12 protein-coding genes are annotated in these 13,549 nt (G+C 70.8%); 1 reads left to right on the top strand and 11 read right to left on the bottom strand.

Features of this window, described 5'->3' with window-relative positions:
• Nucleotides 1–4: 4 nt before the first annotated feature.
• The 11 genes from ACIP79_RS33015 to ACIP79_RS32965 form a co-directional block, all read right to left on the bottom strand.
• Nucleotides 5–1,615 carry a glycoside hydrolase family 13 protein gene (locus tag ACIP79_RS33015; protein ID WP_401229137.1) on the bottom strand — a complete coding sequence of 537 codons (1,611 nt, stop codon included), beginning with the start codon at nucleotides 1,613–1,615 and terminating at the stop codon, nucleotides 5–7.
• 39 nt (nucleotides 1,616–1,654) lie between these two features.
• Nucleotides 1,655–2,530, bottom strand: coding sequence for a carbohydrate ABC transporter permease (locus tag ACIP79_RS33010; RefSeq protein ID WP_401229134.1), 876 nt, complete (start codon nucleotides 2,528–2,530; stop codon nucleotides 1,655–1,657).
• On the bottom strand, nucleotides 2,527–3,489 hold the full coding sequence (locus tag ACIP79_RS33005) for a carbohydrate ABC transporter permease (protein ID WP_401229132.1): 963 nt from the start codon (nucleotides 3,487–3,489) through the stop codon (nucleotides 2,527–2,529). Before ACIP79_RS33005 ends, ACIP79_RS33010 begins: the two co-directional genes overlap by 4 nt.
• Nucleotides 3,490–3,497: 8 nt before the next feature.
• Nucleotides 3,498–4,844, bottom strand: coding sequence for an ABC transporter substrate-binding protein (locus ACIP79_RS33000; RefSeq protein ID WP_401229129.1), 1,347 nt, complete (start codon nucleotides 4,842–4,844; stop codon nucleotides 3,498–3,500).
• A gap of 144 nt (nucleotides 4,845–4,988) precedes the next feature.
• The gene (locus ACIP79_RS32995; RefSeq protein ID WP_401229126.1) at nucleotides 4,989–5,987 is read right to left on the bottom strand and encodes a LacI family DNA-binding transcriptional regulator; all 999 of its coding nucleotides are present in this window, start codon (nucleotides 5,985–5,987) and stop codon (nucleotides 4,989–4,991) included.
• 93 nt (nucleotides 5,988–6,080) lie between these two features.
• Nucleotides 6,081–6,770, bottom strand: a complete 690-nt coding sequence (locus tag ACIP79_RS32990; protein WP_401229125.1) for a GntR family transcriptional regulator — start codon at nucleotides 6,768–6,770, stop codon at nucleotides 6,081–6,083.
• 79 nt (nucleotides 6,771–6,849) lie between these two features.
• Entirely contained in the window at nucleotides 6,850–7,851 is a 1,002-nt protein-coding gene (locus ACIP79_RS32985) for a proline racemase family protein (protein ID WP_401229123.1), read from the bottom strand.
• A 50-nt stretch (nucleotides 7,852–7,901) separates the two neighbouring features.
• Nucleotides 7,902–8,801 (bottom strand): dihydrodipicolinate synthase family protein, encoded by a 900-nt coding sequence (locus tag ACIP79_RS32980; protein ID WP_401229120.1) that lies wholly within the window; start codon nucleotides 8,799–8,801, stop codon nucleotides 7,902–7,904.
• A 73-nt stretch (nucleotides 8,802–8,874) separates the two neighbouring features.
• A complete protein-coding gene (locus ACIP79_RS32975) occupies nucleotides 8,875–10,305 on the bottom strand; it encodes an FAD-dependent oxidoreductase (RefSeq protein WP_401229117.1) in 1,431 nt (476 codons plus the stop codon).
• Nucleotides 10,298–10,597 (bottom strand): (2Fe-2S)-binding protein, encoded by a 300-nt coding sequence (locus ACIP79_RS32970; protein ID WP_401229114.1) that lies wholly within the window; start codon nucleotides 10,595–10,597, stop codon nucleotides 10,298–10,300. The genes ACIP79_RS32975 and ACIP79_RS32970 overlap by 8 nt, the downstream gene beginning before the upstream one ends.
• A gap of 61 nt (nucleotides 10,598–10,658) precedes the next feature.
• Nucleotides 10,659–11,810 (bottom strand): NAD(P)/FAD-dependent oxidoreductase, encoded by a 1,152-nt coding sequence (locus ACIP79_RS32965; protein ID WP_401229111.1) that lies wholly within the window; start codon nucleotides 11,808–11,810, stop codon nucleotides 10,659–10,661.
• A 114-nt stretch (nucleotides 11,811–11,924) separates the two neighbouring features.
• Between ACIP79_RS32965 and ACIP79_RS32960 the strand changes: the two genes are divergently transcribed.
• Nucleotides 11,925–13,334, top strand: a complete 1,410-nt coding sequence (locus ACIP79_RS32960; RefSeq protein ID WP_401229257.1) for an aminopeptidase P family protein — start codon at nucleotides 11,925–11,927, stop codon at nucleotides 13,332–13,334.
• The last annotated feature ends 215 nt before the right edge of the window (nucleotides 13,335–13,549 follow it).

Here is a 13,549-nt window from a genome sequence, read left to right as displayed (position 1 = left end):
GGTGTCAGGCGCGCAGCCAGGCCGCCGTGTCCTGGGGAAGCCGCCCCTCGGTGTCCAAGGGGCCGCTGGTGATGAGGAGTTGGGAGTGGGCGGGGAGGGTGGCGGGGGCGGCGGACAGGTTGACCACGCAGAGCGCGCCGTCCGCACGGGTGAAGGCCAGCACGCCGTCGGCGGCCGGGAGCCAGCTGAGCGGACCGTCACCGAAGCCGGGTTCGGTGCGGCGCAGGTTCAGTGCCTCGCGGTAGAGGGTGAGCATCGAGCCGGGGTCGGCGGCCTGGTCGTCGGCCGCGTAGGCGGACCAGCCGGCCGGCTGCGGAAGCCAGGGGTCGCCGCCGAAGCCGGCGTGCGGCGCGTCGGCGTTCCAGGGCAGCGGAACCCGGCACCCGTCCCGGCCCGGGTCGGTGCCGCCGGAGCGGGAGTACATCGGGTCCTGGATGCGGTCACGCGGTATCTCCGCCTCGGGCAGGCCGAGTTCCTCACCCTGGTAGACGTAGACCGCGCCCGGCAGGGCGAGCGAGAGCAGGGCGGCGGCGCGGGCGCGCCGGGTGCCGAGGGCGAGGTCGGTGGGGGTGCCGAAGGCCTTGGTGGCGAAGTCGAAGCCGGTGTCCTGGCGGCCGTAGCGGGTGACCGTACGGGTCACGTCGTGGTTGCACAGCACCCAGGTGGCGGGCGCGCCGACCGGGGCGTGCTCGGCGAGGGTCTCGTCGATCGACGTACGCAGCCGTCCGGCGTCCCAGGGGCAGGACAGGAAGGAGAAGTTGAAGGCGGTGTGCAGTTCGTCGGGGCGCAGGTAGCGGGCGAAGCGCTCGGTGTCGGGGAGCCAGACCTCGCCGACGAAGATCCCGTCGTAGTCGTCGGCGACCGCGCGCCAGGAGCGGTAGATGTCGTGGAGGTCGTCGCGGTCAACGAAGGGGTGCGGGTCGCGGCCCTCGACGAAGTCGGGCAGGTCCGGGTCCTTGGCCGGCAGCGCGGCCGAGTCGATGCGCACGCCGGCCACACCCCGTTCGAACCAGAAGCGCAGGACGTCCTCGTGTTCCTGTCTGACCGCCGGGTGCGCCCAGTTGAGGTCGGGCTGCTCGGGGGTGAACAGGTGGAGGTACCAGTCGCCGTCGGGCAGCCGGGTCCAGACGGGTTCGGTGGAGCCGACGAACTGCGACGGCCAGTCGTTGGGCGGGAGTTCGCCGTGCTCGCCGCGTCCCGGGCGGAAGTGGAACAGCTCCCGCTCGGGGCTGCCGGGTCCTGCCGCGACGGCCGCGCGGAACCAGGCGTGCTGGTCGGACACGTGGTTGGGCACGATGTCGACGAGGGTGCGGATGCCCAGCTCGCGGGCTTCGGCGACGAGTTTCTCGGCCTCGGCGAGGGTGCCGAAGGAGGGGTCGATGGCGCGGTAGTCGGCGACGTCGTAGCCCCCGTCGGCCATCGGCGACAGGTACCAGGGGTTGAACCACAGGGCGTCGACGCCGAGTTCGGCGAGGTAGGGAAGTCTGGCGCGGACGCCCGCGAGGTCGCCGGTGCCGTCGCCGTCGCCGTCCGCGAAGCTGCGGACGTACACCTGGTAGATGACGGCGGAGCGCCACCATTCGCCCTGGGTGCGGGCAGGGGAATGCTGTCCCACGGTGCCTACCTTTCTGTGAAGCTCTGGAAGGGGGTGTGGTCAGCCCTTCGTGCTGCCCGCGCTGATCCCGGCGATGATGTGCCGCTGGAACACCAGGAACATCGCGACCATGGGGATGCTGGCGATCACCATCGAGGCCAGCAGCACGGTCAGCGGGATGTTCTGCGACAGCTGGACGAGGGCCACGCTGATGGGCTGTTTGTCGGTGTCGGAGAAGACCATCAGCGGCCAGAGGAAGTCCTGCCAGACGGCGACGAGGGCGAAGATCGACACGACTCCCAGCACCGGCCTGGACATGGGCAGCACGATCGACCAGAGGGTGCGCAGCCGTCCGGCGCCGTCGATCTCGGCGGCCTCCAGGACATCGCGCGGTATCTGGTCGAAGAAGCGTTTGAGGAGGTACAGGTTGAAGGCGTTCGCCACGGCCGGCAGCCAGATGCCGAGCGGGTCGTTGAGCAGGCTCACGTGGATGAGCGGGAGGTCGGCGACGGTCAGGTACTTCGGGACGACCAGCGCCTGGGCGGGGACCATCAGGGTGGCGAGGATGCCGCCGAGGACGATCCGGCCGAAGGCGGGCTTCAGCTTGGACAGGGCGTAGGCCGCCGCCGTGCAGAACACGAGCTGGAGGATCCAGGCGCCGGTAGCCTGCACCACCGTGTTCCACAGGTGGGTGGGCAGGTCCATCAGTTCCCAGGCGTCGGTGTAGCCGGTGAGGCTCCACTTGTCGGGGACCAGGGTCGGGGGTGTGCGGGTGACCTCGTCCGGCGACTTCATGGCGCCCGTGACCATCCAGTACACGGGGAAGAGGAAGGCCAGCGCGAAGAGCAGGACGACCCCGGTGAAGACGGTCCAGTAGAGGGCCTTGCCACGGCGGCGGGCCAGGGTCAGCGGGGAGACGAGCGTGCGGGTGCTCATGAGTCGTCGCCTCCGGAGCGGGTCAGCCGCAGATAGAGCGCGGAGAAGGCGCTGAGCAGCACCAGGAGCATCACGCTCAGGGCGCAGGCTCCCCCGAAGTCGTTGTAGAGGAAGGCGTACTTGTAGATCAGGTACAGGACCGTCACGGTCGAGTTCTCGGGGCCGCCGCCGGTGATGACGAACGGTTCCGTGAAGATCTGCATGGTGGCGATGATCTGCAGCAGCATCAGCATGAGGATGATGAAGCGGGTCTGCGGGATCGTCACGTGGCGGACGCGCTGCCAGATGTTCGCGCCGTCCAGTTCGGCCGCCTCGTACAGCTCGCCGGGGATGCCCTGGAGCGCGGCCAGGTAGATGAGAACGGTGCCGCCGAGGTTGGCCCAGGTGGCGACGATGACCAGGGACACGAGCGCGGTGTCGGCGCCGTTGGACCAGTTCGAGGTCGGCAGGTGCAGGAAGCGCAGCGCCTCGTTCGCCAGGCCCGCTCCGGGATCGTAGAACCACTTCCAGAGCAGGGCGCTGACCACCGGCGGGATCATCACCGGCAGGTAGACCACGACTCTGAAGAAGGCCTTCGCGTGCCGGAGTTCGTTCAGCACCAGCGCCATCACGAAGGGGACGGCGAAGCCGATGAGCAGGGCGAGGACCGTGAAGGTCAGGGTGTTGCGCCAGGCGGCCGTGAACTCCGGGTCGTGGAAGACACGGGTGAAGTTCTCGGTGCCGACCCACTCCGGCTCGCCCCCCGGCGTGTACTTCTGGAAGGCGATCACGACCGCGCGGATCGCCGGGTACCAGGAGAACAGCGCGAAGCAGAGCAGGCCGCCGATGAGGAAGGCGTACGCCCTGGACTGGTCGGCCAGCCGCCGGCGCAGTGGGCGCGTGGGCGGTCCGGGCCTGGGCGCCTCCACCGGACGGAGGTCCGTCGGTGGAGGCACCGTGGGCTTCGATGCGGTCTTCATGGACGTGGTCAGCCCCGGGACAGGATGGAGTCGATCTTGCCGGACGCGTCACTCAGGAGCTTGTCGATGTCGGCGTCCTTCTTGGTGAGGACCGCGGAGACGGCGCCGTCGAGGACCGAGTAGATCTGCTGGGCCTGCGGCGGCTCGATCTTCATGTCCAGGCCCTGGTTGCCGTCGAGGAAGGGCTGGTAGTTCTCGACCGGGACGTTCGCGTTGGCGCCCTTGACCTGCTGGTCCTTCTCGTCGGCGGCGCCGGTGAACAGGCGGGGCTCGGGCAGGCCGACGGGTGCGTCGTTCTTCTTGGCGCGGGCGTAGTCACCGAGGAAGCCGTCGCCGGGGGTCAGGAACATCGCGTCGAGCCACTTCAGGCCCGCCTTGATCTGCTCGGGCGACGCCTTCTTGTTGAACATGTAGCCGTCGCCGCCGATGAGCGTGCCCTGGCCGCCGGGCATCGGCGCGAGGGCGAGGTCCTTGTAGTTGCCGCCCTTCTCCTTGACCAGGATCGGGATGTTGTCCGGAGCGGAGAGGTACATGCCGAGCTTGCCCGAACCCATCATCTGCTGCACGTCGTTGATGACGAGGAGCTGCTTGCTGCCCATCGAGTTGTCGGTCCAGCGCATGTCCTTGAGGTTCTGCAGGACGGCCTTGCCCTGGGGCGTGTCGATGCTGGCCTTCTTGCCGTCCGCGCTGACGACGTCGCCGCCCTGCGAGTACATCTCGGCGGTGAAGTGCCAGCCGCCCTGGTTCTGGGCGCTGTAGTCGGCGTATCCGACGGTGCCGTTGCCGAGGCCGGCTATCGCCTTGGCGGCGGCGCGCAGCTCCTCCCAGGTGGCCGGGGGCTTCTCCGGGTCGAGGCCGGCCTCCTGGAAGAGCTTCTTGTTGTAGATCAGGCCCATCGAGTAGCCGGTGCGCGGGACGCCGTAGACCTTGCCGTCGACGGTGTAGATGTCGCGCAGTTGCTGCTGGATGGTGCCGTAGCTCTTCAGGTCCTTGACGTAACTCGTGATGTCGGCGGCCTGGTTGATGTCGACGACGTGCTTGGCGTCGGTGAAGTAGGTGTAGAAGACGTCCTCCATCTGACCGCCGGCCAGCTTGGCGTCGAACGTCTTGGGGTCCTGACACGGGAACGCGTCATGGGGGACGACGTCGATGTCCGGGTTGGCCTTCTCGAAGGCCTTGATGTCGGCCTCGAAGAACGAGCGGTCGACCTTGGCGCTCTTGGGCGGCATGCAGTTGACGGTGATGCTGGTCTTGCCGTCGGCCGTGTCGTCGCTCGAACCGCAGGCAGTCGCGGTGAGCGCGAAAGAACACGCCATGAGCGTGATGAAGGTACGGCGGAACCCGGTGCTTCTCATCGGTGGACCCCTTTGGGCAGGAGCGGGTGGAACCCTTTTGGCAACCCGTGGCCTGGAGCGGTGGGCGCCGCCACTCAAGCACCGACGACAAGCGTCCGCAAGATGTCGCGCAGAATCTGTAATTATTTGACAGTCACGCGTTCCTCAGCGGCGCGGCGCTTGCGCTGTGGAACCACGGACCACCAACTCCGGCTCGAACAGGAGCTCTTCGGCGGTGACACTGCTGCCGCCGATCTGAGCGTTCAGCAGTTCGACGGCCGCGCGTCCCATGGCCTCGATGGGCTGGCGCACGGTGGTCAGCGGGGGCTCGGTGCAGTTCATGAACGCCGAGTCGTCGTAGCCCACGACGGAGACCTCGCCCGGGACGGTGAGTCCCCGGCGCCGGGCGGCCCGTACGGCGCCGAGCGCGAGCGGGTCGCTGGCGCAGATGATGCCGCTGACACCCTGGTCGAGCAGCCGGGTGGCGGCGGCCTGACCGCCCTCCAGGGAGAACATCGCCCGCGCGACGTGCTCGTCGGGCAGGTCGGGGGCGAGCACCCGCGCGGCGGCGAGCTTGCGGCCCGAGGGCATGTGGTCCTCGGGGCCGAGGACGAGACCGATGCGCTCGTGGCCGAGCGAGGCCAGGTGGCGATAGGCCTGCTCGACGGCGACGGCGTCGTCACAGGAGACGCAGGGGAAGCCGAGGTGTTCGATGGCGGCGTTCACCAGCACCACCGGAATGTTGCGGTCCGCGAGCTGCCGGTAGTGGTCGTGCGGCGCGTCCGCCTGCGCGTACAGACCACCGGCGAACACCACGCCGGAGACCTGCTGCTGGAGCAGCAGCTCGACGTAGTCCGCCTCGGAGACGCCGCCTTTGGTCTGGGTGCACAGCACCGGGGTGAGACCGAGCTGCGCGAGCGCCCCGCCGATCACCTCCGCGAACGCCGGGAAGATCGGGTTCTGGAGTTCGGGCAGTACGAGGCCCACGAGCCGGGCGCGTTCACCGCGCAGCTGCGTGGGCCGCTCGTAGCCGAGGACGTCGAGGGCGGAGAGCACCGCCTGCCGGGTGGAATCGGAGACTCCGGGCTTGCCGTTGAGCACCCGGCTGACCGTGGCCTCGCTGACCCCGACCTTCTTAGCCACCTGAGCAAGTCGTCGCGTCATGTGCGCAAGAATAGCGCAAGATATGCAAACGGCTTGCGTAATAGGGAAGAAGGGGCAGGGTGGGCTCCATTTCGAGCCAGCGGCCCAGCAGCCCTAGTGGGCGGCCCAGAGGCCCCGGACGTGACCGAGATGCCGGGTCATCACCTCGCGGACAGCGCTCTGGTCGCGGTCGAGGAGCGCGTCGAGCAGTTCGAGGTGCTCCTCCGCGGACTCCTGGAGGCGGCCCGCCTCGACGAGGGCGTCGAGGCCGTACAGGCGGGAGCGTTTGCGCAGGTCGCCGACGACCTCGAGCAGGTGCGCGTTACCGGCCAGCGCGAGGAGGCCGAGGTGGAACCGGATGTCCGCCTCGACGTACGCGATGAGGTCGCCGGCCGTCGCGGCGGACACGATCTCCCGGGCGGCCGGGCGCAGCGCCTCCAGGGAGACGGGGTCCGCGGTGACGGCCAGTTCCACCACGGTGGGGATCTCGACGAGGGCGCGGATGTGCGTGTACTCGTCAAGCTGTTTCTCGGAGACCGCGGTGACCCGGAAGCCCTTGTTGGGCACGGTGTCGACCAGGCCCTCCTTGGCGAGGTCGAGCATGGCCTCACGCACCGGCGTGGCCGAGACGCCGAAGCGGGCGGCGAGCGTCGGCGCGGAGTAGACCTCGCCCGCGCGCAGTTCACCGGCGATCAGCGCGGCCCGCAGGGCGTCGGCGACGCGCTCGCGGTAGCTGCGCTTCTTGCCGCCGAGCGTCGGCAGGACGGGGACGGCGGAAGGTGCGCTGCTGCGCTGGGCGGGCATGGAGTGTCTCCTCGTACGGGCGAACGCGGGGGCGCGCGCCGGATGCGATGTCACGCGGTACCAGTATCTCCGGAAGGCTCTAGAGGACGAATCCCGCCGGGAACGGGTCGGAGGGGTCGAGCAGGTACTGGGCGGTTCCGGTGATCCAGGCGCGGCCCGTGAAGCTGGGCAGCACGGCGGGGATTCCGGCGACCTCGGTGGTGCCGAGCAGCCGGCCGGTGAACTGTGTCCCGATGAAGGACTCGTTCACGAACTCGGTGTGGAGCGGGAGTTGACCGCGTGCGTGCAGCTGCGCCATGCGCGCGCTGGTGCCCGTACCGCAGGGTGAGCGGTCGAACCAGCCGGGGTGGATCGCCATGGCGTGCCGCGAGTGGGCTGCGGTGGCGCCCGGCGCCAGCAGGTGGACGTGGTGGCAGCCGCGGATGGAGGGGTCCTCGGGGTGGACGGGCTCGCCCTCGGCGTTGACGGCGTCCATCAGCGACAGCCCCGCCTGGAGGATGTCCTCCTTGCGGGCCCGGTCGAAGGGCAGCCCGAACTCCTCCAGCGGCAGGATCGCGTAGAAGTTGCCGCCGTACGCGAGGTCGTAGGTCACCGTCCGCCCGTCGGCCAGCGTCGCCTTGCGGTCGAGGCCGACGCAGAAGGAGGGCACGTTCTTGAGGGTGACGGCCTTGGCCGCGCCGTCCTCGACCGCGACCTCGGCGACGACGAGGCCCGCCGGGGTGTCGAGCCGGATGGTGGTGACCGGCTCGACGACCTCGACCATGCCGGTCTCCACCAGGACGGTCGCCACCCCGATCGTGCCGTGGCCGCACATCGGGAGATAGCCCGAGACCTCGATGTAGATGACGCCGTAGTCGCAGTCGGGGCGGGTGGGCGGCTGGAGGATGGCGCCGCTCATCGCGGAGTGGCCGCGCGGCTCGTTCATCAGGAGCTGCTTGATGTCGTCGCGGTGCTCACGGAAGTACAGCCGCCGCTCGTTCATGGTCGCGCCGGGGACCGTGCCGATGCCACCGGTGATCACCCGGGTGGGCATGCCCTCGGTGTGCGAGTCGACGGCGTGCAGGACGAGTTTGCTGCGCATGGGATCACTGACTCCTGATGCTCGGGGACGGGCTCCTGGTGGCCGGTCCGTCAGGCGAGACCGGCGTCGACGGCCCGCTCCGTGGCGGCGCGGACGGCGGCCTCCTGCTCGGGCAGCAGGGGGACGCGCGGCGGCCTGACCGGGCCGCCGTGGCGTCCGACGATGTCCATGGACAGTTTGATGGCCTGCACGAACTCGACCTTCGAGTCCCAGCGCAGCAGCGGGTGCAGTTGGCAGTAGAGCTTGTTCGCCGTGTCGAAGTCGCCCTCGACGGCGGCGTGGTAGAGCTCGACGCTCGCGCCGGGCAGCGCGTTCGGGTATCCGGCGACCCAGCCCTTGGCACCCGCGACGGCGAGTTCGAGGAGGACGTCGTCCGCGCCGATCAACAGGTCGAGGCCGGGGGCGAGTTCGGCGAGCTGGTAGGCGCGGCGCACATCGCCGGAGAACTCCTTGACCGCCTGGATGAACCCCTCGTCGTAGAGCTTGGCGAGCAGCTCGGGCACCAGGTCGACCTTGGTGTCGATGGGATTGTTGTACGCGACGATCGGCAGGCCGGCCTTGGCGACCTCCTCGTAGTGCGCGAGGACCGAACGCTCGTCGGCCCGGTAGGCGTTGGGCGGCAGCAGCATCACGGACCGGCAGCCGGCGTCGCGGGCCTGCTCGGCCCAGCGGCGGGACTCGGCGGAGCCGTAGGCGGCGACGCCGGGCATCACGCGCGAGCCGCCTATGGCCGCGACCGCCGTCTCGACGACCTTGGCCCGCTCCTTGGGCGTGAGCACCTGGTACTCACCGAGTGAGCCGTTCGGCACCACGCCGTCGCAGTCGTTCTCGACGAGCCAGGCGCAGTGTTCGGCGAACCTGTCGTGGTTCACGGAGAGGTCGTCGTTCAGCGGGAGGGCGGTGGCGACGAGGACGCCGCGCCAGGGTCGGTGATCGATGGTGGCGGTCATGTGGGGTCCCATCTCGATAGGGTGTGACATTTCACTGGCGGATACCGCTTCGGTAGTGGGCCGCGGGTGAAGCTCAGTCGTCGGTCTCCCCGGCGCGGGCGAGCACCCCGAGCGGCACGGGCCGGGCCAACAGCCGCCGGGCCGCGGACTGTTCGCACCCGGCGAGCCCCGCGACCGCGGGTTCGCAGATCCGGCCCTGGCACCAGCCCATCCCGGCCCGGGTGAGCAGCTTCACCGTACGGACGTCACCCGCACCGAGTTCGCCGACGGCCTCGCGGATCTGACCACCGGTGACCTCCTCGCACCGGCATACCACCGTGTCGTCGGTGACCTGGTCCGCCCAGTGCGCGGGCGGTGCGTACACGGTCTCGATCGCGGCGAAGAACTCCCGTGCGCCGGTACGGGACTTGGCGGCCCGTGCCCACTCGCGCGGGTCGGGTTCCCGGCCGTTCAGCCTGGCGGCGACCGAGTGTCCCGCGATGTGCCCCTCGGCGAGGGAGAGCGCGGAGCCGCCGATGCCGGTGGTCTCGCCCGCTGCCCACACGCCGGGTACGTCCGTCCGCTGTTCCGCGTCGGCGTGGACGACGAGTCCGTCGATACGGCAGCCGAGCGACTCGGCGAGGTCGGTGTGCGGCAGCATGCCGTGTCCGACGGCGAGGGTGTCGCACGCGATACGCCGCTCGGAACCGGCCCTGACCCGTCCTTCGGTGTCGAGCGCGGCGACGGTCACCGCGGTGAGCCGCTCGTCGCCGTGGGCCTCCACGACCGTGTGCCGGGACAGCAACCTGACGCGGTGCCGCAGGAGTTGGATCGCGTACTGGGCTCCCTCGGCGACCTTGCCCGGCTGTGCGGCCAGCGCACCCGCCTTCCGCGCGAGCGTCCTCGGGTCCGCCGACTCGACGAGCGCGGCGATCTCGACCCCGGCCGCGGCGAGCCCAGTCGCCACGGGCAGCAGCAACGGCCCGGTCCCGGCCACCACCGCGGTCCGCCCCGGCACCGCGAGGCTCCCCTTGAGCATGGCCTGCGCGCCGCCGGCGGTGACCACCCCGGGGAGGGTCCAGCCGGGAAACGGCAGCACCTTCTCGTAACCCCCGGTGGCGAGGAGGACGGCGTCCCCGCGAATGGTGACGGGGGCCTCCTGGAGCGGGCCGGTGAGAGCGTGGACGGTGAAAGCACCCGAGGGTGCCCCTCCGGCCGCGCCCGCGACCCCACTCGCGCCGCGCTCCACCAGCCACACATGGTGTCCGGCCAGGTGCTCGACGGTGCCCGCCTCCACCCCTTGGGCGAGCCCTCGCGCCAGCCTCTCCCATGTGCGCCACTGATGGTGGAGCGCGCGTGGCCTCCGGGCGCCGAACGCGGCGGCCGGCCGGCGGTAGAACTGGCCGCCCGCCTCCGCCGCCGAGTCGATCAGCGTGACCCGGATGCCACGGGCCGCCGCGGCCAGGGTGGCGGCGAGTCCCGCCGGACCCGCGCCGATCACCACGAGGTGCGGTCGGTCAGTCATCGTGGCCCGTTCCCTCCTGCGTGCGGATGGTGTCGCCGGGGCGGACGGGGACGAGGCAAGCCCGTTGGTTGGGGCGGCCGTTGACGGTCACGAGGCAGTCGAAGCAGACGCCGATGCCACAGAAGACGCCCCGCGGGCGGCCCGCGCCGCGAGTCGTGCGCCAGGACGTGACACCCGCCGTCCACAGCGCGGCGGCGACGGTCTGGCCCGGCCACGCGTCGAGTTCGCGGCCGTCGAGGGTCACGGTGAACGCGGGCCCCGGCTGCGCCTGGACGAGTTCGAGGGGATTCACACGGACTCCTGGGGAGATTCGCGGGGGATCACACGGGCTCCTCTAGGAGATTCGCGGGGATTCACACCGGCTCCTCGGGAAAGCGGTCGGGCCGGAACGGCGCGAGGCCGAGGTCGGGTGTCCTGCCGGTGAGGGCCTGCGCGACGAGGTGACCGGTGCCGGTGGCGAGCCCGATACCCGCGCCCTCGTGCCCGCAGGCGTGGAAGAGCCCCGGCACCCGTGGATCGGGCCCCAGCGCGGGCAGATGGTCGGGCATGTACGGGCGGAAGCCCAGATACGTACGCAGCGCGCGCACGTCCGACAGGAACGGGAACAACCGGGTCGCCCCGGCCGCGAGAGCCCGTACGGCAGGCAGCGAGAAGGACCGGTCGAAGCCCACCCGTTCACGGCTGGCGCCGATCAGGATCGGTCCGGCGGCGGTCCCCTCCACCACGGGCGAGGTCTGGAGCGCGGCCGAGTCGCTGGCCACGTCGGCGACGTAGTCGGCGGCGTACACCTTGTGCCGCACCATCCGGGGCAGCGGCTCGGTGACGAGGACGAAGCCCCGGCGGGGCAGGACGGGCAGGGAGACCCCCGCGAGCGCCGCCACCGCCGCGCCCCAGGTCCCCGCCGCGTTCACGACGGCCGGGGCGTGGATGTCCCCCCGGTCGGTCCGCACCCCGCGCACCGCGCCCTCGGCCGCGCGCAGCACCTCGGTCACCGTCCGCCCGGTCAGCAGCCGGGCCCCCGAGGCCCGCACCAGGTGCGCGGCGGCCAGGGCCGGCACCACCTGGGTGTCCTGCGGGTAGAGGACGCCACCGGCGAGTCCGGGCGCCAAGTGCGGCTCCAGTTCGTGGAGTCGGTCCGCTCCGACCGCGGCGGCGGTGACCCCGGCGGCCCGCTGTTCCGCCGCGAAGGCCTCCAGCGCGGCCAGCCCTTCGGGCCCGGAGGCCACGACCACACCGCCCTTGGCCTCGTACTCGACCGCTCGCCCCAGGGACTCCGCGAGTTCCGTCCACAGGCGTCCCGACAGCAGCGCGAGGTCGAGCTCGGGCCCCGGTTCCTTGTCGGAGACGAGCAGGTTTCCCTCTCCCGCGCCGGTCGTGCCGCCGGCCACCGGACCGCGGTCCACGAGAGCGACGTCCAGGCCGGCGCGAGCGGCGTAGAAGGCGCAGGCCGCGCCCACCATTCCGGCTCCGACGACCACGACATCGCAGGTCAGTCGCTTGCTCACGCCAGTACTATGTCACATGCTTCCCTTGTTGGGAATAACCCGACTGACACGCCGGGACCAGTGCGGTACACCGAGCACAGACGCAGCGACCGACACACAGGAGAGGTGCCCGACGTGGCCAAGGGCCGGAAGAACAGTCTTTATCCAGGGATCTCCGACGAGCTGTCCGCCCTGATGCGGACGGGCTGGGCTGACACCGAGCGGCACGATCTGCGGCCGGACGAACAGGCTCCGCACGCGGCCCGCCGCCGCGCCGCGCTCTCCGCCCGCTTCCCGGGCGAACGGCTCGTCGTCCCTTCGGGAAGCCTCCGGATCCGCTCGAACGACAGCCACTATCCGTTCCGCGCCTACACCGGCTACGTGCACCTGACGGGTGATCAGACCCGGGACGGCGCACTGGTGTTGGAGCCGCGTGCGGACGGCGGCCACGACGCGCACTGTTACCAGCTGCCGCGTGACGGCCGGGACAGCGACGAGTTCTGGACGGGTATGACGTCCGAGCTCTGGATGGGCCGCCGCCGCTCCCTCGCCGAGTCGGAGGTGGTGTTCGGACTGCCCTGCCGTGACATCCGTACGATCACCGAGGACCTGTTGGACAGCGGCGTACCGACCCGCCTGGTGCGCGGTCACAGCCCCGAGCTCGACGCGGCGCTCGGCACGGACGAGGAGCGGGACGCCGAGTTCGAGGAGGCGGTGTCCGGGCTGCGCCTGGTCAAGGACGCGTGGGAGATCGGCGAGCTGCGCCGGGCGGTGGACTCCACGGTCCGCGGATTCACCGACGTCGTACGGGAGTTGTCCCAGGCGATCGCCACCTCGGAGCGGTGGATCGAGGGCACCTTCTTCCGCCGCGCCCGCGTGGAGGGCAACGACGTCGGCTACGGCTCGATCTGCGCGGCCGGCGAACACGCCACGATCATGCACTGGACGGACAACGACGGCCCGGTCCGGCCGGGCGAACTCCTCCTGCTCGACGCGGGCGTGGAGACCCGCACGCTCTACACCGCCGACGTCACCCGCACCCTGCCGGTCAGCGGCACGTTCACCCCGCTCCAGCGGAAGGTCTACGACGCGGTGTACGAGGCCCAGGAAGCCGGCATGGCGGCGGTGAAGCCGGGCGCGCGTTTCCGTGACTTCCACGAGGCGGCCCAACGGTCGCTGACCGCACGGCTGGTGGAGTGGGGCTTCATCGACGGGCCGGCCGAGCGGGCGTACGAGTTGAGCCTCCAGCGGCGTTTCACCATGGCGGGCACCGGTCACATGCTCGGCCTCGACGTGCACGACTGCGCGAGCGCCCGCAACGAGGAGTACGTCGACGGGATCCTGGAGCCGGGCATGGTGCTGACCGTCGAGCCCGGCCTGTACTTCCAGCCGGACGACCTGACCGTGCCCGAGGAGTGGCGCGGTATCGGCGTCCGCATCGAGGACGACCTGCTGGTGACGCCGGACGGCCACGAGAACCTGTCGGCGGGGCTGCCGCGCTCCGCCGACGAGGTCGAGGCGTGGATGGCGAAGTCCGCCGGGTAGCTCCCGGTCGCGACGACAGGGCCTCCGGTTCGGATCCTGCTCCCGGTGGCCGTGTCGGCGTCGGCGGACAGCCGCCGAGCCGCGTGGACCCGGAATCACCGGGAGCGGGACGGGTACCGCTGCCACGCCGTTCACGGCCGGTGCCTACTGGGGCCTCGCTCGTGGTCCCGCGCACGGATCGCGTGCCTGAAACGGGCTCGACGGCCGTGGCGCGA

Origin of the sequence: Streptomyces sp. NPDC088747 (assembly GCF_044751025.1) — a bacterium.
In the GTDB taxonomy this organism is placed as follows: domain Bacteria; phylum Actinomycetota; class Actinomycetes; order Streptomycetales; family Streptomycetaceae; genus Streptomyces.
Note: the sequence above shows the minus strand (reverse complement) of the source record. Positions and strands in the feature narration are given on the sequence as shown.

Excerpts from the sequence above, each read along its gene's own strand:
- ACIP79_RS32975 (WP_401229117.1), bottom strand. The coding sequence starts at position 10,305 with ATGACTGACCGACCGCACCTCGTGGTGATCGGCGCGGGTCCGGCGGGA.
- ACIP79_RS33005 (WP_401229132.1), bottom strand. The coding sequence starts at position 3,489 with ATGAAGACCGCATCGAAGCCCACGGTGCCTCCACCGACGGACCTCCGT.
- ACIP79_RS32990 (WP_401229125.1), bottom strand. The coding sequence starts at position 6,770 with ATGCCCGCCCAGCGCAGCAGCGCACCTTCCGCCGTCCCCGTCCTGCCG.
- ACIP79_RS32995 (WP_401229126.1), bottom strand. The coding sequence starts at position 5,987 with ATGACGCGACGACTTGCTCAGGTGGCTAAGAAGGTCGGGGTCAGCGAG.
- ACIP79_RS32985 (WP_401229123.1), bottom strand. The coding sequence starts at position 7,851 with ATGCGCAGCAAACTCGTCCTGCACGCCGTCGACTCGCACACCGAGGGC.
- ACIP79_RS32980 (WP_401229120.1), bottom strand. The coding sequence starts at position 8,801 with ATGACCGCCACCATCGATCACCGACCCTGGCGCGGCGTCCTCGTCGCC.
- ACIP79_RS33010 (WP_401229134.1), bottom strand. The coding sequence starts at position 2,530 with ATGAGCACCCGCACGCTCGTCTCCCCGCTGACCCTGGCCCGCCGCCGT.
- ACIP79_RS33000 (WP_401229129.1), bottom strand. The coding sequence starts at position 4,844 with ATGAGAAGCACCGGGTTCCGCCGTACCTTCATCACGCTCATGGCGTGT.